Annotated in this window: 19 protein-coding genes; 9 read left to right on the top strand and 10 right to left on the bottom strand. The window is 54.6% G+C overall.

Annotation, left to right across the window (positions count from 1 at the left end):
- Window positions 1-36: 36 nt before the first annotated feature.
- On the bottom strand, window positions 37-906 hold the full coding sequence (pldA, locus tag O3S68_RS23115) for a phospholipase A (protein WP_269232620.1): 870 nt from the start codon (window positions 904-906) through the stop codon (window positions 37-39).
- A 159-nt stretch (window positions 907-1,065) separates the two neighbouring features.
- Between pldA and yigI the strand changes: the two genes are divergently transcribed.
- The 4 genes from yigI to O3S68_RS23095 are packed head-to-tail and all read left to right on the top strand — an operon-like array spanning window position 1,066 to window position 3,430.
- Complete coding sequence (gene yigI / locus O3S68_RS23110) at window positions 1,066-1,533, top strand: acyl-CoA thioesterase YigI (RefSeq protein WP_020456022.1); 468 nt, start codon at window positions 1,066-1,068, stop codon at window positions 1,531-1,533.
- A 55-nt stretch (window positions 1,534-1,588) separates the two neighbouring features.
- Window positions 1,589-2,485: an EamA family transporter RarD gene (rarD, locus tag O3S68_RS23105; protein WP_020456021.1), complete on the top strand. Its 897-nt coding sequence runs from the start codon at window positions 1,589-1,591 to the stop codon at window positions 2,483-2,485.
- A gap of 8 nt (window positions 2,486-2,493) precedes the next feature.
- Window positions 2,494-3,045, top strand: a complete 552-nt coding sequence (locus O3S68_RS23100) for a hypothetical protein (protein WP_233500434.1) — start codon at window positions 2,494-2,496, stop codon at window positions 3,043-3,045.
- On the top strand, window positions 3,038-3,430 hold the full coding sequence (locus O3S68_RS23095; RefSeq protein WP_020456020.1) for a DUF2628 domain-containing protein: 393 nt from the start codon (window positions 3,038-3,040) through the stop codon (window positions 3,428-3,430). Before O3S68_RS23100 ends, O3S68_RS23095 begins: the two co-directional genes overlap by 8 nt.
- Before the next feature lie 36 nt (window positions 3,431-3,466).
- Here O3S68_RS23095 and corA read toward each other — a convergent pair whose 3' ends face one another.
- From corA to lptM, 8 genes are all read right to left on the bottom strand, one after another.
- Window positions 3,467-4,417 (bottom strand): magnesium/cobalt transporter CorA, encoded by a 951-nt coding sequence (gene corA / locus O3S68_RS23090; protein ID WP_017459737.1) that lies wholly within the window; start codon window positions 4,415-4,417, stop codon window positions 3,467-3,469.
- A gap of 154 nt (window positions 4,418-4,571) precedes the next feature.
- Window positions 4,572-4,628 (bottom strand): YsgD/CorL family protein, encoded by a 57-nt coding sequence (ysgD, locus tag O3S68_RS24365; RefSeq protein ID WP_353609977.1) that lies wholly within the window; start codon window positions 4,626-4,628, stop codon window positions 4,572-4,574.
- 148 nt (window positions 4,629-4,776) lie between these two features.
- Window positions 4,777-6,939, bottom strand: coding sequence for a DNA helicase II (uvrD, locus tag O3S68_RS23085; RefSeq protein WP_269232619.1), 2,163 nt, complete (start codon window positions 6,937-6,939; stop codon window positions 4,777-4,779).
- 49 nt (window positions 6,940-6,988) lie between these two features.
- The gene (yigB, locus tag O3S68_RS23080; RefSeq protein WP_097407602.1) at window positions 6,989-7,705 is read right to left on the bottom strand and encodes a 5-amino-6-(5-phospho-D-ribitylamino)uracil phosphatase YigB; all 717 of its coding nucleotides are present in this window, start codon (window positions 7,703-7,705) and stop codon (window positions 6,989-6,991) included.
- Window positions 7,705-8,607, bottom strand: a complete 903-nt coding sequence (gene xerC / locus O3S68_RS23075; protein WP_020456017.1) for a tyrosine recombinase XerC — start codon at window positions 8,605-8,607, stop codon at window positions 7,705-7,707. The genes yigB and xerC overlap by 1 nt, the downstream gene beginning before the upstream one ends.
- Entirely contained in the window at window positions 8,604-9,311 is a 708-nt protein-coding gene (locus tag O3S68_RS23070; protein WP_020456016.1) for a DUF484 domain-containing protein, read from the bottom strand. The genes xerC and O3S68_RS23070 overlap by 4 nt, the downstream gene beginning before the upstream one ends.
- Complete coding sequence (gene dapF / locus O3S68_RS23065) at window positions 9,308-10,132, bottom strand: diaminopimelate epimerase (protein ID WP_020456015.1); 825 nt, start codon at window positions 10,130-10,132, stop codon at window positions 9,308-9,310. The genes O3S68_RS23070 and dapF overlap by 4 nt, the downstream gene beginning before the upstream one ends.
- A gap of 36 nt (window positions 10,133-10,168) precedes the next feature.
- On the bottom strand, window positions 10,169-10,372 hold the full coding sequence (lptM, locus tag O3S68_RS23060; protein ID WP_020456014.1) for an LPS translocon maturation chaperone LptM: 204 nt from the start codon (window positions 10,370-10,372) through the stop codon (window positions 10,169-10,171).
- Between the two features lie 137 nt (window positions 10,373-10,509).
- Between lptM and cyaY the strand changes: the two genes are divergently transcribed.
- Window positions 10,510-10,830 (top strand): iron donor protein CyaY, encoded by a 321-nt coding sequence (gene cyaY, locus O3S68_RS23055; protein ID WP_017459730.1) that lies wholly within the window; start codon window positions 10,510-10,512, stop codon window positions 10,828-10,830.
- A gap of 34 nt (window positions 10,831-10,864) precedes the next feature.
- On the opposite strand, the gene cyaA is transcribed toward cyaY, so the two are convergent.
- Complete coding sequence (gene cyaA, locus O3S68_RS23050) at window positions 10,865-13,408, bottom strand: class I adenylate cyclase (RefSeq protein ID WP_269232618.1); 2,544 nt, start codon at window positions 13,406-13,408, stop codon at window positions 10,865-10,867.
- A 312-nt stretch (window positions 13,409-13,720) separates the two neighbouring features.
- Between cyaA and hemC the strand changes: the two genes are divergently transcribed.
- Genes hemC through hemY form a run of 4 tightly spaced genes read left to right on the top strand, consistent with a single transcriptional unit; the run spans window position 13,721 to window position 17,798 of the window.
- Complete coding sequence (gene hemC / locus O3S68_RS23045) at window positions 13,721-14,662, top strand: hydroxymethylbilane synthase (protein WP_020456012.1); 942 nt, start codon at window positions 13,721-13,723, stop codon at window positions 14,660-14,662.
- Complete coding sequence (hemD, locus tag O3S68_RS23040; RefSeq protein WP_045512940.1) at window positions 14,659-15,399, top strand: uroporphyrinogen-III synthase; 741 nt, start codon at window positions 14,659-14,661, stop codon at window positions 15,397-15,399. Before hemC ends, hemD begins: the two co-directional genes overlap by 4 nt.
- Window positions 15,400-15,420: 21 nt before the next feature.
- Entirely contained in the window at window positions 15,421-16,599 is a 1,179-nt protein-coding gene (hemX, locus tag O3S68_RS23035; protein WP_020456010.1) for a uroporphyrinogen-III C-methyltransferase, read from the top strand.
- Window positions 16,600-16,601: 2 nt separating this feature from the next.
- Entirely contained in the window at window positions 16,602-17,798 is a 1,197-nt protein-coding gene (gene hemY / locus O3S68_RS23030; protein WP_097407606.1) for a protoheme IX biogenesis protein HemY, read from the top strand.
- The last annotated feature ends 361 nt before the right edge of the window (window positions 17,799-18,159 follow it).

The raw sequence follows: 18,159 nt of genomic DNA, 5'->3' as shown, positions 1-18,159 counted from the left end.
CGCTATTTTCAGCGCCTGAGAGAGAAACTGCAACGCTTAAAACAGATCGTTAAGCATCACGCCCACGCCGACACGTGTCTGATTGAAATTGTAGTCAATCAACGATTCGCCGTACCCGCTGTAGACCTGCGTATAAAGACGTACGTGTTTAGTCACTGGGTAGCTTAGACCGAGTTCCGCGCCGCCGTAACCGGTATTCCAGTTATATTGTCCTTTTGCGCTGAGGATCGCATCGCCCATCTGGTAGCCAATTTTCAGCTGGTAATAACCCATATATTTGGTGATATCCGGGTTGTCATCAACCGATCCCACCACATACCAGGGTTTGACTTCCACCAGCCAGTTGCCGCTTTGCGCCATCAAGCGCGTATAGGCGCGGTTCCAGCTGCGTGAAGTCGGGTCGGAACGTCCGTTCGAATCGTGGTTAAAGCCAAATTCCACGTCGCGCAGCGTCCAGCCAGCAAATTCGTAATCGGTGGCGAAACCAAGGAACAGTTGCGGTTCGTAGTTGGTTTCACGGAATGGAGAAGACTCTCCGCTGTTTGACAACTGCCACCAGGATTTTTGCGTGTAGGAACCACCGAACACCGAGTTTGGCCCCAGAATCCCGCGCCAGAGAGGGAACGCCAGGCTGAGCTGGAACTTCACTTCATCTTTGCGCGCATTATCCGCCCAGTTATAGGAGCGAATCGCTTCTTTGTTCAGATCGCTGGTATCGGTGTAGATAACGTAGTTGGATTCATAAGGGTAGAGCGTGAACGGATTGTCGTGCTCCTGCAATAAATTGGCGATGATGCTGCCGCGCACGGCAGGTGCATCATGAACTTCTTTTACCGTCGCTTCTTGTGCGTAAGCCATAAACGGCAGTGCAAGCACTGCGAAAAACCAACCCAGAGAGGTCCGCATCGGTTTGCTGCTCCAAATCATATTGTTGAATTGACGAATTTCCCCGCAAGTATTCTACATATTTATTGAGTCACTGCTCATGTATCGGTTCCGAAAGTGGAAATCAACAATCGATAAGCATAAAATCAACATTTCATTAACTCATCGGATCAGATAGCCATGTCAGTTGTTCTCACAGCGGAAGAAGTCCTGAAAACGGTCGGCGAGATATTCGTGTACCACATGCCGTTTAATCGTGCGTTAGGGCTGGAGCTGGAGCGCTATGAAAAAGAGTACGCGCAGCTGAGTTTCACTAACCAGCCTATGATGGTCGGCAACTGGGCGCAAAGCATTTTACACGGCGGCGTGATTGCCTCCGCGCTGGATGTCGCCGCGGGTCTGGTTTGCGTGGGCAGCACGTTAACCCGCCATGAAACCATTAGCGAAGAGGAGCTGCGCCAGCGTTTAGCACGGATGGGCACGATCGATTTACGCGTCGATTACCTACGACCGGGCCGCGGTACGCGCTTTACCGCCAGTAGCAGCTTGCTGCGCGCGGGTAATAAAGTTGCCGTCGCGCGCGTAGAGCTGCACAACGAAGAACAGCTCTACATCGCCAGCGCGACCGCCACCTATATGGTGGGGTGAGCCGGTCAGAAAAATCGGGTACCATGAGGATTCATTTCAGCTACGAGCTTTCCCGATGGATGCAAAACAGACGCGGCTGGGCGTGCTTCTTGCCCTGGCCGCATATTTTATTTGGGGCGTTGCCCCGGCTTACTTCAAAACGATCTGGTTCGTTCCGGCCGACGAAATTCTTACACATCGCGTGATCTGGTCCTTCTTCTTTATGCTGGCGTTGATTAGCGTTAGCCGCCAGTGGAGCAGCGTGAAAGCCCTGCTGCAAACGCCGAAGAAGATCCTGCTGCTGGCGCTCTCTGCGGTACTGGTAGGGGGAAACTGGTTGTTGTTTATCTGGGCGGTAAACCATAACCATATGCTGGAAGCGAGCCTGGGCTACTTTATTAACCCGCTGGTGAATATTCTGCTGGGGATGCTGTTTTTGGGCGAACGTTTTCGCCGCATGCAGTGGCTGGCGGTGCTGCTGGCGGCGATCGGTGTGCTGGTACAACTGTGGACATTTGGTTCGCTGCCGATAATCGCGCTTGGCCTGGCCTTCAGCTTTGCTTTTTACGGCCTGCTGCGCAAAAAGATTGCGGTGGAGGCACAAACCGGCATGTTGATAGAAACGCTGTGGCTGCTGCCGGTAGCGGCGATTTGGTTGTTCGGCATTACCGACAGCCCGACCAGCCATATGGGGCAAAACAGTCTGTCGCTTAATCTGCTTTTAATGGCCGCAGGTGTCGTAACCACGGTGCCGCTGCTCTGTTTTACCGGTGCGGCAACGCGTCTGCGCCTGTCGACGCTCGGCTTCTTCCAGTACATTGGACCGACATTGATGTTCGTGCTGGCGGTGCTTTTTTACGGCGAACATCCCGGCGCGGATAAAATGGTGACCTTCGGCTTTATCTGGGTTGCGCTGGCTATCTTTGTCCTCGACGCGGTTTATACGCAGCGCGGGTTACGCAAAAAAGCCTGATTAAATACATGGGCGGAATAGCCGCCCAATACCTACAAAAATTTAGAGGTAAGGATTTACCCAATCGCGTAATGCGTAATGGAATGCTATGTTTGCCCCTTCGTCATTACGTTATTCAGGATGAATCAGCGATGATCCGCAGGATTTTTTTGCCATCGGGCAAAACGTGCCTCGCGCGTGGGCCGTATATCCTTATATTTTTACTTCTGCATATTCTCTTTTTAGTTGTCGCCTTTAATGTGGCCGAACTGCCTGTTCTGCCACTGGTGTGCTTTCTGCTTTACACCTATTTAAAGCTAAATATTAACGCGCAACGCTGCAGAGATAGCGGTGCCAAAGGCCGCTATGTGGTCATTTTTTCATTGCTGGTCTACCTGGCCTCGCTGGCGGTTGCCGCCACTGGTGTTGTCAGCGATGTAGAGTGCGTGAGCTTAGGTATCAGAATCTATTTCGGTTACGACGTGCTGGTATTTTTCGTCTTTATGCTCGCACCGACGCAGTTAAAGCAACAAATTAATTCGACGGACCACGTGTCTATTTCAGGAGGGGAAAATGAGTAACATCAACACTTATGATTATAAAAGCGACCATTCATTAAGCGACAAATGGAAGTATCGTTTCGCATTCTATGAGAAGAATGGCTACCCCTCTTTTTGGGGGATGAGCCCGGCATGGAAAAACGCCTATAAAGAAATGACTTTCGGGCAGAAGATAAAAGTCTCTTTCAATTTCTTCGCCTGGTTTTTTTCTATTATCTATTTGCTGATCCTTGGTTTGTGGAAGAAAGCCCTGTTAGTTTTAGTTATCAACATAGTCGTTATCGTGGTTGCGGTTATTTTTAACATTGGCTTCCTGGGTTATATGGTCAACGCCATTATCGCCTGTCGGGCCAACATCTGGTATTACGATTTAAAAGTGAAGGGCAAACAGGACTGGAGCCTGTAATAAAAAAGGTTCAGCGTGATGCTGAACCTTTTTGTTTTATAGCCAGTTACGGCGCTTGAAGTAGAGATAAGGCGCGAGCCCCGCGAGGATCATAAAGATGATTGCGCCAGGGTAGCCAAAGCTCCAGTGCAGTTCGGGCATAAATTCAAAGTTCATGCCGTAACTGGAAGCCACCAGCGTCGGCGGCAGGAACACGACCGATACCACCGAGAAGATCTTGATGATGCGGTTCTGCTCGATATTGATAAAGCCCATCGCCGCCTGCATCAGGAAGTTCACTTTCTGGAACAACGATTCGTTGTGCGGCAGCAGGGATTCGATATCGCGCAGGATCTCGCGCGCCTGCTCAAGCTGACCGGCCGGTAAACGCGCCTTACGCACCAGGAAGTTCAACGCGCGCTGGGTATCCATCAGACACAGGCGCACCTTCCAGCCGATATCTTCCTGTTCCGCCAGCGTCGAGAGCGCGTCGTCATACTCGTCGCCCTGCTGGCCTTCCATAATGACGCGGCTCAGCTTTTCCAGATCGCTGTAAATGTTTTCGATTTCATCCGCCAGTTGCTCAATTTTGGTTTCGAACAGATCCAGCAGCAGTTCATAAGCGTTACCATCGACCATCTCCTGGCTGCGAGCGCGCATACGGTACAGGCGAAACGCAGGCAGCTCGCGCTCACGCAGGGTGAACAGGCGACCTTCGCGGATGGTAAATGCTACGGTTGAGTTGCCTGCGTGATCTTCAGCATCTTCAAAAAAGAAGAAGGAGTGGATGTGCAGGCCGTCTTCGTCTTCAAAAAAACGCGCCGACGCCTCAATGTCTTCCAGTTCAGGCCGGGTGGCCAGGTTCTGGCCCAATTCCGTTTGCACGCGGGTACGTTCTTCATCGTCCGGCTCGACCAAATCAACCCAAACAGAGCTGGCGAGATGTTTGATTTCGTCAGCCTCAAGGCGGGTTAAACGATTGTTTTCCAGTTGAAATGCGCTCAGCATAGCCGGGACTCCCAATGCAAAAAATATCGGACAGTTCGGTGGGCACACAGAGAAACAAATTGGGTTTCAGACCATTAAACAGCCTGACTCAGCGCGACGGGGAATACAGCGGGTCGCTGACAACCTCTAAGGCCATCAGCATGAGGAGATAGCCTTAGGAGTTGTTCCTGAAAACCAGGAAATTGAGCCAGTATCTACTGGGTGTGTCCAAGGCGAATGTCCTCTTAGCGTGATCGTGCGCGCATGTTACGCCAGCACTCAGAAGGCGTCAACACGCAACGAAACGCTAAAGAGCAATATTTGCCCTTCAGCGTATAAGGCTAGCAGAATATTACAAAATAATGATATTTTTCTGAAAGTTACACGGTTTCGAGCTTGGCGTAAGCCGCCACCAACCATTTGATACCCTGCCCCTGGAAAGCCACCTGCAAACGGCTGTGCTCACCGCTGCCTTCCATGTTCACCACCGTGCCTTCGCCAAATTTGGCATGGCGCACGCGCTGGCCAAGTTTATAGCCGGTATCGCTTTGCGCCACCGGCGTACCCATGCGTTGATGGCTAACCGGGCGGCTGATGCTGGCGCGCAAACGCACCTCTTCAACACACTCTTCAGGCAACTCGCCAATAAAGCGCGACGGGCGGTGATACACCTCTTTACCGTACAACCGACGTGTTTCCGCATAGGTTAAGGTCAGTTTTTGCATCGCGCGCGTCACGCCGACATACGCCAGACGGCGCTCCTCTTCCAGGCGGCCGCCTTCATCCAGCGACATCTGGCTGGGGAACATGCCCTCTTCCATGCCAACGATAAACACCTGCGGGAACTCCAGCCCTTTCGCCGAGTGCAGCGTCATTAACTGCACCGCATCCTGCCAGGTATCCGCCTGCCCTTCGCCCGCTTCCAGTGCGGCGTGGGAGAGAAATGCCTGCAGCGGCATTAAATCTTCGTCTTCTTCGTTGTAGCTGAACTGGCGCGTCGCGGTGACCAGTTCCTCTAAGTTCTCGATACGCGTCTGGCCTTTTTCGCCTTTTTCCTGCTCGTACATCATGCGCAGGCCGGAATCGCTGATCACCCGGTCGGTTTGCACATGCAACGGCATATCCGCCGTTTCCTGTGCCAGCGCGTCAATCAGTTCCAGGAAACGTTGCAGCGCGCTCGCCGCGCGGCCCGCCAGCGCTTTTTCCTGTAACAACTCGCGCGTCGCCTGCCATAACGTCAACTGGCGATCGCGCGAGGTTTGGCGCACCACGTCCAGCGTACGGTCACCGATGCCGCGCGTTGGCGTATTCACCACGCGCTCAAAAGCGGCATCATCGTTGCGGTTGGCGATCAGGCGCAGGTAGGAGAGCGCATCTTTAATTTCCTGACGTTCGAAGAATCGCATACCGCCATAAATCCGGTACGGCATGCTGGCTTGCAGCAGCGCCTCTTCCAGCACGCGCGACTGGGCGTTGCTGCGATAGAGAATGGCGCACTGCGAAAGCTGGCCGCCGTTATCCTGCCAGGCTTTGATACGGTTGACGACATAACGCGCTTCATCCAGTTCGTTAAAGGCGCAGTAGAGTGAAATCAGCTCGCCATCGACGCCATCGGTCCACAGCTTTTTACCCAGGCGCCCGTTGTTGTTCTCAATCAGGGCGTTCGCCGCGCTGAGAATATTGCTGGTCGAACGGTAGTTTTGCTCCAGGCGGATCGTCTGCGCGCCGGGGAAATCTTTCAGGAAGCGCTGGATGTTTTCCACCTGCGCACCGCGCCAGCCGTAAATGGACTGATCATCGTCGCCGACGATCATCACTTTGCCGGTATCGCCCGCCAGCAGGCGGATCCACGCGTATTGAATGTTGTTGGTATCCTGGAATTCGTCCACCAGGATATTGGTAAAGCGTTCGCGGTAGTGCTGCAAAATATGCGGCTTGTTGAGCCACAACTCATGGGCGCGCAGCAGCAGCTCGGCGAAATCGACCAGCCCGGCGCGATCGCAGGCTTCCTGGTAGGCCTGGTAAACTTTCTGCCAGGTCTGTTCCACCGGGTTACCAAAACTTTGAATATGGTGCGGACGAATGCCTTCGTCTTTCTGGCCGTTGATGTACCACATCGCCTGGCGCGGCGGCCATTGCTTCTCGTCGAGGTTCATCGCTTTGATCAGACGCTTGAGCAAACGCAGCTGATCTTCGCTGTCGAGGATCTGGAAATCCTGCGGCAGGTTGGCGTCCATATGGTGCGCGCGCAGCAAACGGTGCGCGAGGCCGTGGAATGTGCCAACCCACATACCGCCCTGCGAAGTGCCCATCAACTGGCCGATACGGTGGCGCATTTCCGCCGCCGCTTTGTTGGTGAAAGTCACCGCCATAATGGAGTATGGCGAGCAGTTTTCCACGATCATCAGCCAGGCGATACGGTGTACCAGTACGCGCGTCTTACCGCTCCCCGCCCCTGCCAGCACCAGCATATTGCTGCGCTCGGCAGCTACGGCGTCGCGCTGTTTGTCATTGAGGCTGTCGAGCAGATAAGAAACGTCCATTGGCACCGCCGCGAAATATTACTGGGAATTTATACAGAACAGCTGGTGATTATATCAGCGTAGTGAGGGATGCCAACCGCGAAATTTCCACATGCGGCAGTAACCGGCTGTCGCTGGCTTGCAGCAGATCTGCGCCTTCAGGCTTGATCCAACAAGCCTGCATGCCGCAGCGCACCGCACCGGCAACGTCGGTGGTCAGATCATCACCCACATGCAGGATATCGCCAATCGCCACACCGAGACGCTCAGCCGCCAGATGATACATATCGCTAAAGGGTTTTGCGCGACCGTCCGGTCCGGCGCGCAACACGAATTCAAAGTAGTCGCCCAGGCCGAACAACTCCGGTTGCGCGTTACCGTTGGTGATCGCCACCAGCGGCCACTTTTTGCCGAGCTTCGTCAATGTGTCGTGGGTTGCCTCTGGCACATCAATGCGGCTGCGCCATTTGGCAAAATTGACCATCGAGGCATTTGCACCGGCGGCGGCTTCTTCCGCGGTCAGACCGGCATCCAGCATCGCGCGTTCAACGGCACGCCGGCGCCACTCGGTGACATCGTGGTAAATATCCGGTTCAGTTTCCCGCAGCGACTGGCGCAGACGATGGAATTCACTGTTTTCCAGATTGCTTAACGCCGGATGATAACGCTGCACAAACGCCAGCGCTTCCTGTTCTGTGCGCTGGATAACCAACCGGTTGTCGTAAAGGGTGTCGTCCAGGTCGAAGGTGATCGCAGAGATCTGACCTAATGGGCGGTAAAAACGCATTATTTCCCCCGTTTGGCGCGCGGGTGCGCCGCATCGTATACCGAAGCAAGGTGTTGAAAATCAAGATGAGTATATATCTGAGTGGTGGACAGATTAGCGTGACCGAGCAGCTCCTGCACACCGCGCAGATCGCCGCTCGATTCGAGCATATGGGTGGCGAAAGAGTGGCGCAGCTTATGAGGATGCACGTGGCTGTTCAACCCTTGCTTAATGCCCCACTCAGCGAAGCGCTTTTGCACATTACGCGCGGAAATACGTTTGCCAAGCTTCGACAGAAACAGCGCATCGTCTTGTGCGCCGAACAGACCGCGTAAATCAAGCCAGTGCTCAATCCAGACGACCGCGTTGCGGCCAATCGGCAAACGACGTTCTTTACTGCCTTTGCCCAGCACCCACACTTCGCCGCTTTCCAGATCCAGATGTTTAATATCCAGATTCACCAGTTCAGACAAACGCAGACCCGCGCCATACATTACTTCAAGCATCGCGCGATCGCGCACGGCGAGCGGATCATTCAGATCGATATCCAGCAGCCGGTTAACATCATCAACGTCGATGTTTTTCGGCAAATGGCGCGGCGCTTTTGGCGCGGAAATGCCTTTTGCCGGGTTTGCGGGTAACTCGCCCTGGCTGACCATCCAGTCAAAGAAACTGCGCAGTGCCGAAAGTCGCAGCGCCAGGCTCGCGGCCCCCAGCCCTTTGCGTCGGCTGCGCACGGCAATGGCGCGCACCATCGCAGCATCACATTGTTGCCAGCTTTTCAGACCCGTTTCTTCGGTCAAAGCAATAATGGCATCAAGCTGACGCTGATAATTTAAAAGCGTGACAGGACTGAGCTGGCGTTCAACGCCCAGGTAGCGCAGAAAACGGGTGACGAATGAAAACAGCGGAGAATCGGTCATACGCGCTCAATCCAGCGCTCCAGCAGATCCGGCAGCATCTGCGCGATCTCTTCCAGCAACTGCGTGCCTTGTCCCTGTTGATAATGGTGAACGTCGCGACTGCTGAACAACACAACGCCCAGCGCGCCATCCTGCCCCATCAGCGACATCGCGACGGAGCCAATCGCTTTCGCTTCCGGCAACAGCAGCAGTAACTCCGGCCCGTTTAGCGGCCCAAGATAGTGATGCTGCTGGCCAAGGCGCTGGATACGCAGCGGTTCAAAAGCCTGTCGGGAGAGCGCAAGATGGGTAAATTTCGACGGCGCGCCAAGACGCCAGCGATCGGGAAACAGGCGGATAGTGGCGCCAGCCAGCCCTAAATCACGCGCCCAGCGATGGAAACGGTTGAGCATTTCGTCAAGGCTCGGCGCAGATGCCAGCCGTCCCTGTAAACGCAGCAGGCGATAGAACAGACCTTCGTTAGCGCTGGCCTGCTCCATCAACAGCGTCATGTTCTCTTCCAGCGCATTGATGTGATTGCGCGAACGCGCCATGTGCCACTCCACCAGTGAAACGGTGTCGCGCACCGCATGCGGTACGCGCATCTGTTCCACCAGCCGTGCATTGCGGATAAAGAAATCAGGGTTACGCAGCAGATAATCAACGACATCGCTGTCATCCAGCTGTGTAAAGGTGTCCTGTAGTTCTTCCCCTGGCTGCTTCATAACTGAATAAACCCGTCGTAGACATGTGCCGCCGGGCCAGTCATATACAGTGGTTGGCCCGGGCCTTTCCATGCGATATCAAGTCGACCGCCTGGTAATTCCACGCGAACATTTTCCGCCAGCAACCCCTGCGAGATACCGACAGCAACCGCTGCGCAAGCACCGCTGCCGCAGGCCTGGGTTTCCCCGGCGCCGCGCTCATAAACACGCAGGCGAATGGTGTCCGGTTTAACGACTTGCATAAAGCCGATGTTCGCACGCTCAGGAAAACGTTCGTGGCTTTCCAGAACCGGCCCCAGCGTTTCAACGGGGGCAGTGTTGACGTCGTCCACCTGAATCACGCAGTGCGGGTTGCCCATTGAGACAACGCCGCACAATACTGTTTGCTCTGCCGCGCGCATAATATAGGTCTTTTCCGCTTTGTTGGCGCGAAATGGCACCTGCGACGGTTCAAAGTTCGGCTCACCCATATTCACGCGAACCAGCTCATCTTCCGTTACGCTCAATACCATACGACCGTTTGCCGTACTGACGCGGATATCACGTTTATTGGTCAACCCTTTCAGGCGAACAAAACGGGCGAAGCAGCGCGCGCCGTTGCCGCACTGCGACACTTCGCTGCCATCGGCATTAAAGATCCGATAGTGAAAATCAAGTTCAGGATCGTAGGGAGGCTCAACCACCAGCAACTGGTCGAACCCTACGCCAAGATGGCGATCCGCCAGACGACGGATCAGCTCCGGGGAAAAAAAGACATTCTGCGTTACCGCGTCGACGACCATAAAATCGTTGCCAAGGCCATGCATTTTTGAGAACTGCATCATCTACTCCATTTGCGCGGATACAGAACGGTAACGTCAGTAATTCACCTGCGTCGGCGAGCCGTCATCACCACGATCGTTTTTATCCGGCGTGGCCGGCTGAATCGTGCTGGTTTGCGTTTTGGTTGGCGGCGGCGCGTTTTTATCTGCGGGCGGGAAGTAGAGTGGGCCTTTCAGACCACAGCCCGTGAGGCTAAACAGAGTCAGCAGTACGGCCAGCGTGCGAAACACATCTTTCATTATAAGTTGCCTGTAAGTTCGTTCTTTCTGCTTTCTATCATCGCAGGAGAAGACACAAAAGCAAGAGTTTGCGCGTTTAGGGCATCGGGAAATGTTTCGCGTTATACTGCTGCCATCATAAAAAACGGGATAAGAGAATGAACGACAGTGAATTTCATCGCCTCGCAGACGGCCTGTGGCTGACCATCGAAGAACGCCTGGATGACTGGGACGGCGACAGTGATATCGACTGCGAGATCAACGGCGGCGTGCTGACCATCAGCTTTGAAAACGGCAGCAAAATCATTATTAACCGCCAGGAACCACTACACCAGGTCTGGCTGGCAACCAAACAGGGCGGCTACCATTTTGACCTGAAAGGCGACGAATGGGTGTGCGACCGCAGCGGTGAGACGTTCTGGGATCTGCTGGAACAAGCGGCGAGCCAACAGGCGGGAGAAACCGTCAGCTTCCGCTGACATTCATTGCCCGGTAACATGCCGGGCAAATCGCTTAAGAGAAATACTGCTGCAACAACGGCGCATCGTTATCCTGGTTTGCCGGCGTCGCGGTGCTAATCGCCTGATTACGGAACGGAATCACCTGCGCGCGACCTTCAACATTCACAATCTGATAGAACTGCGGCAAGTTGAAGTTGATAAAGCTCGAACCGTAAGTAAAGCGATCGTGAGATGAAGAATAGAAACGGCTGACATCGCGTACCAGCTCTTCTTTGCTGCCTTCGCAGTGGTGATAGACTTCCGCGCGGTTGCTCTCATCCAGAATATAGATGTTAAAGCCCTCTTCGCCGGTCTCTTCAAAGAAGAATTGAATAATCCCTTCGCTGGCAAAACCATCCACTACTGCAGGTAGCTCAACGTGATTAGTTTCCACCTGCACCGAAAGGCCATGCAACTTGTTGTGAGAAATCGCGCCATAAAACTCAATCGCGTTTTCCAGTTTCTGCACCGAGACATTGAGACGTTCAAAGAACAGCCCCCAGGTTTGCCCGGCAACACGCAACGCTTTGAAACGCCCGGTTTCCTGGCGCGTGCTGGAGAGGCGCAGCTCAACGCATTCTGACACCAGTTGCTGTACACGGGTGCGAATAAGACCACGTAAATGCTGGCTGTAGCAGAACACTTCAACGCTATCCGGCGGCGCAGCGTCCTGATGCATTTTACCCAGAATGGTTTTCAGCGCTTCGATCATCGCCTGCTCGCCGTTGAAATGCAGGGTTCGCACTTCATTCCACGAGTTGCGATAGAGCAAATCTACGCTGCCAACGAGGCAATTTTGCTGCTCGCCGAAGCTGAACACATCAAGTTTGCGAAAATCAAAATGCACCACCTGGTTACGGAACGCCGCGGTTGGGTCGTACTCCAGGTTAACAATGATCGCCAGGTGACGGATTTCACAAGGGCTGTAGAGCGCTTTTGGCGTCGGGGCAGGCAGCCGCAACGGGAAGTGGTGGGAAACATCCGCCACCATCTCCTGCAACTTCGGCAGATCAACAATGCCGTTGCCTTTAATAAACAGGTGCGTACGTGAAGTCAGCAGACCGTTAAACCACGCCCAGGCGACCAGCTTATTAAGATAGCGGTTATATTCCAGCGGCTGATGGCTGACGATCGAATCCATATTTGGCGCGCGGTTGTAAAGATACCAACCCGTACGGTTGGCACGGCCCGGCGGCACATGAATAAAGGTTAAATTCGGTTCGGAGAGATCCGGTGAAATTTGCGGGTTCACTAGCGTTACTTTACCCGGCAGCGCTTCAAATGCCGCGTACAGTTTACGGGTTAATACGCCGATATCCTGCGGGCTGGCGGAAACGCTCAGATTGTTGCGACGCGCAAAGCGAATCAGGTTGCGGTAACTCTGCATCATCGCGTCGAGCAGTTCGTTGTGCGCTTCGCGTACCTGATCGATTTTCCAGTTTGCGCGGTTATCCAGCATCGCTACACGCGCGTCATCCCAGCCCCACTCTTTTACCAGCTGCGAAATCACTTCGCGACGCCAGCCAACGCAGGCGCGCTCGCGGCTCAGTTTCTCGCAGACTTTTAAATAGAAACATCGGCGAGCAAGATCGAGGCGTGCGGTGTCTTCAATCGCGATCAGGTATTCCGTCACGCGCTCCAGCATCATGCAGTAGTGATCGAGACCAAACGAGACAATCTCGCCATCATGCAAACGCTGTTTGATATCTTTCGCCAACAGACGCGTGTTGGGGTATTCCCAGGAATAAGCTTCCAGCAGCAGCGTTTTCAACACCGCTTTGTACGGTGAATCAATACTTTTATAGAGCTGCCACAAGCTTGCACCGAAGTACTCTTCCGCCGAAAGCGAGCTCAGCCCCCCCAGATCCAGCCATTCGTTCGGCGTTAAAACGCCCTGCGCATAGAGCGTCATAACGTAATCGTCGTAATGCTCTTCTTCGTCTCCCGGCACCATATTCCACAGAATACGTTTACCGGCCAGGCGCACGGCGGTGCGGTAAAATTCGTCAAGCAACAGGATATGCTGCGTTGAACCGCAGTCCTCACCACCGAGACTGCCGCTTTCATTGTGGCGGAAACGGTTTTCATCAATCAGGAAGAAGCTCACTTCCACGCCGAGCGAGGCCGCCCAGCTCTCCAGCAGGCTGCACTTACGTTGCAACAGCTGGCGCTCTTCATTATCGAGCCAGGATTGATGGCAGACCCAGATATCCAGGTCCGAGGAACAGCTTTGCCCAACCGATGAGGTACTGCCCATAGAATAGACGCCGGTGATCGGCAGTTCGCCTTTTGGCGACGCCTGCGGCGGCATACCACGGTGCATCTCAAGTTCGTTCAGGTAGTGAAGTTGGTTTTCATCAGGCGTGTAAAAGCAAATGCCCTGGGGAACGTTACCTTCAAGGTAACCCGGCATCAGCGGATGGTGGTAATGCAACAATGTAGGCAGCAGACTGTAAACCTGCTGGAAAGCAGGCCCCATGGCAGCAAGCGCGCGATCCACACGCAATTGATTGATGGCATCCAGTCTCTGTTTCAGAGTCTCAATATAGAGGTACAAGACATATCGCCTGATGTTTACAGAAAATCCAAAATAACCGTCACCTTTTTTCGCCCTTTATCTTTATAGGGGGAGTGACGAAAAAATGGTCTAAAACGTGATCAATTTAACACCTTGCTGATTGACCGTAAAGAAAGATGCGCTACAAACCAGTGTAGCAGCAAACGCTCTCTGTAAAGTCCCAATTACAGCCCGGTTGCGCCTGCATTGCAGAGGTGTCGCCTTCTCGCACCCATGCAATCTACCGCGAGCACTGACACCCTAATGCAACAATGTTAGGATGGTCAACGGACGATAACGACGGTAACAAGCATGTTAGACAATGTTTTAAGAATTGCCACACGGCAAAGCCCTCTTGCGCTCTGGCAGGCACATTACGTTAAGGAACGCCTTGAGGCGAACCACCCTGGGCTAACAGTTGAACTGGTGCCGATGGTCACTCGCGGAGACGTGATCCTCGATACACCGCTGGCAAAAGTGGGCGGTAAAGGCCTGTTTGTCAAAGAACTCGAACTGGCACTGCTTGAAAACCGTGCCGATATCGCCGTGCATTCAATGAAAGATGTACCGGTCGATTTCCCGCAAGGGCTTGGCCTGGTGACCATCTGTGAGCGCGACGATCCACGCGACGCTTTTGTATCAAATCGCTATAACTCGCTGGATGAATTACCCGCTGGCAGCATTGTCGGCACCTCCAGCTTACGCCGCCAGTGTCAGTTAGCGGAGCATCGCCCGGACCTGGTGATCCGCTCCCTGCGCGGAAATGTCGGCACGCGTCTTAGCAAGCTCGACAACGGTGACTATGACGCGATTATTCTCGCGGTTGCCGGTCTTAATCGCCTTGGACTGGGTTCCCGCGTTCGCGCTGCGCTGCCGCCGGAAACCTCACTACCAGCTGTCGGCCAGGGCGCGGTAGGTGTTGAGTGTCGCCTGGACGATACGCGTACGCGCGCCCTGCTCGCGCCGCTCAACCACGACGACACCGCCGTTCGCGTGAAAGCCGAACGCGCCATGAATACGCGTCTTGAAGGCGGCTGCCAGGTGCCAATTGGCAGCTATGCTGAATTGATTGATGGCGGGATCTGGCTGCGCGGTCTGGTCGGCGCGCCAGACGGTTCCATCATGGTACGCGGCGAACGTCGCGGCCGTCTGGAGGATGCCGAGCAGCTTGGTATCTCACTGGCGGAAGAGTTACTCGATAATGGCGCACGCGCCATTCTGGCCGAAATTTATAACGGAGACGCCCCCGCATGAGCATTCTGGTCACCCGCCCGTCCCCCGCAGGGGAAGAATTAGTGAGCCGACTGCGCACACTGGGGCTGGTGGCCTGGAGCTTTCCGCTGATCGAATTCACGCCGGGTCGCGAGTTGAGTTCGCTGCCCGCCCGGCTTGCCGCGTTAACCGCAGACGACATGGTGTTCGCGCTGTCGCAACATGCCGTTTCTTTCGCTCACGCGCACCTGCAACAACAAGGTCTGCGCTTTCCGCGCGAACCGCACTATTTCGCGATTGGTCGCACCACCGCACTGGCACTGCACACCGTTAGCGGGATTGACGTGCGCTATCCCCTCGATCGGGAAATCAGCGAAGTGTTGCTACAATTACCTGAATTACAAAGTGTTCAGGGCAAGCATGCGCTAATCTTACGAGGTAACGGCGGGCGCGAAGTGCTGGCGGAAACGCTGGCGGCGCGCGGCGCCGACGTTGAGTTTTGCGAGTGCTATCAACGCAGCGCGAAATGTTATGACGGCGCGGAAGAAGCGATGCGCTGGCACACACGCGGCGTGACCACGCTTGTGGTCACCAGCGGCGAAATGATGCAACAACTGTATTCACTTATTCCTCCCTGGTATCGGGAGAACTGGTTACTTCGCTGCCGCCTGGTGGTGGTAAGTGAACGTCTGGCGCACCTCGCCCGGGATCTGGGCTGGCAGGATATTCAGGTCGCTGACAATGCCGACAACGATGCGCTGCTTCGCGCATTACAATAACTCTCATAATGGGAAGCCATAATGACGGAACAACAACACTCCTCCGCTGAGGTTGAAGAGACCAAAGCGGCTGACGGCGCAACGCCGCCGCCGGAGAAAGCAGAGAAAAATGCACGCGCTAACAGGACCAGCCTTGCACTCAGCGCGATCGCCATCGCGATTGCACTGGCATCTGGCGCAGGGCTTTATGGCTGGGTGAAACAGCAGACCGCAACCCTGAACAACAACAATGGCGAACTCGCCGACCAGGTGATTGCACTACAGCAATCGCAGGATAAGCAGCGTGCGGAGCTGGAAGGCGTAATCAAGCAGCAATCCAGTGAGCTTGCAGCGGCCAAACACCAGAATGACGTGCTGGCAAAAGAGCTGAATGAAGTGCAGCAGAAAGTGGCGACCATTTCCGGTTCCGACGCCAAAACCTGGCAGTTGGCTCAGGCTGATTTTCTGGTGAAACTGGCCGGTCGCAAACTGTGGAGCGATCAGGATGTCACCACCGCGGCGGCACTGCTGAAAAGCGCCGATGCCAGCCTCGCGGATATGAACGATCCGAGCCTTATCACTGCCCGCCGCGCAATTACGGACGATATCGCCAGCCTTTCCGCCATCACCCAGGTGGATTACGACGGCGCCATTCTGAAGTTAAATCAGCTTTCCAACCAGATTGATAACCTGCGTCTGGCGGACAATAACGATGATGACTCCCCGATGGACGCCGACAGCAGTGAACTGTCTGGCTCGATCAGCGAATGGCGGGTAAACCTGCAAAAAAGCTGGCAGAACTTTATGGACAGCTTTATTACCATTCGCCGTCGTGATGAAACAGCCGTACCGCTGCTCGCGCCGAATCAGGATATCTATCTGCGTGAGAACATCCGTTCGCGCCTGCTGGTTGCCGCGCAGGCCGTTCCGCGCCACCAGGAAGAGACTTACAAGCAAGCGCTGGATAATGTCTCCACCTGGGTGCGAGCCTACTACGATACCGATGACGCCGCGACCAAAGCGTTTCTTGAGGAAGTGGACAAGCTGAGCCAGCAAACCATCGCCATGGATTTGCCGGAATCACTGCAAAGCCAGCCGATTCTGGAAAAACTGATGCAGACGCGCGTACGCAATCTGATGGCTCAGCCAGCGCCAGCCGCTCCTGCTGAACAGCCACCTGCACCTGCCGCGCCTGCAGCCCCTACAGCGCAAGGAGAGTAACCATGTTAAAAGTGTTATTGCTCTTTGCACTGTTGATCGCCGGGATCGTGCTTGGCCCTATGCTTGCCGGGCACCAGGGGTACGTGCTGATCCAGACCGATAACTACAACATTGAAACCAGCGTTACCGGGCTGGTCATTATTCTGGTGCTGGCGTTGGTGGTTATCTTCGCTCTCGAGTGGGTGCTGCGCCGCATTTTCCGTACCGGCTCGCATACGCGTGGCTGGTTCGTCGGCCGTAAGCGCCGTCGCGCCCGTAAACAGACTGAGCAGGCGCTGCTGAAACTGGCGGAAGGCGATTATCAGCAGGTTGAAAAGCTGATGTCGAAGAATGCCGATCACGCTGAGCAACCGGTGGTTAACTACCTGCTGGCAGCAGAAGCGGCGCAGCAGCGCGGCGATGAAGTACGTGCGAACCAGCATCTGGAACGCGCCGCAGAGCTGGCGGAAAACGATCCGATCCCGGTAGAAATCACCCGTGTGCGCCTGCAACTGGCGCGTAACGAAAACCATGCCGCGCGTCATGGCGTGGATAAGCTACTGGAAATCACTCCCCGCCACCCCGAAGTACTGCGTCTGGCGGAGCAGGCTTACATTCGTACCGGCGCATGGACGTCGCTGGTGGATATCATCCCGTCGATGGCAAAAGCCAACGTTGGCGACGATGAACACCGCGATCTTCTGCAGCAGCAGGCGTGGATCGGCATGATGGATCAAGCGCGTGCCGATCAGGGCAGCGAGGGGCTGAAAACCTGGTGGAAAAACCAGAGCCGCAAAACCCGCCAGCAGGTGGTATTGCAGGTAGCCATGGCTGACCATTTAATTGAGTGTGACGATCACGATACTGCGCAAGAAATCGTGCTTGATGGTCTGAAGCGCCAATATGACGATCGCCTGGTACTGGTCATCCCTCGTCTGAAAACTAATAACCCGGAGCAGATCGAAAAAGTCCTGCGCCAGCAAATCAAAACGCAGGGCGATCGCCCGCTGCTGTGGAGTACGCTGGGGCAATCGTTGATGAAGCACGGTGAATGGCAGGAAGCTTGTCTTGCGTTTCGCGCCGCGCTGAAACAGCGTGCGGACGCGTTTGATTATGCCTGGCTCGCCGACTGTCTCGATCGCCTGCATCAACCGGAAGAAGCCGCCACCATGCGCCGTGACGGTTTGTTACTGACGCTGCAAAATAACCCGCCTCACTAACACTCTGATTCGAGTTGCAGGAAAGCCAACGCGCCTGCAACCCGAAACATGGAGTGTTACGCCATAAAAAAACGCCTGCCGGAATACTCAGGCAGGCGTTAAAACAGGTCTTTGACAACTAAATGGGTGCTTCACTCAACGTTATGTCCATGGTGTTTGATGAGGCCGAAGCGACATCTGTCTGTGGACGATAAGCACCGTAAACGGCTCTGCATCATTCCTGAGTTTATGAAGCCTGAAGGCGAACATAAGAGATGGAATGAGCATCTACCCGTATATTATTGCACATACCGTGCCATAACTGCATTAACTAATGTTACAGCGCGCAAACTTTTAAAATATCAGTAAATTCAGCGTTTCT

It is taken from the genome of Kosakonia sp. SOY2 (genome assembly GCF_027109175.1).
In the GTDB taxonomy this organism is placed as follows: Bacteria; Pseudomonadota; Gammaproteobacteria; order Enterobacterales; family Enterobacteriaceae; genus Kosakonia.
The sequence above is the reverse complement of the archived record's forward strand: the minus strand, read 5'-3'. Positions and strand labels throughout refer to the sequence as shown.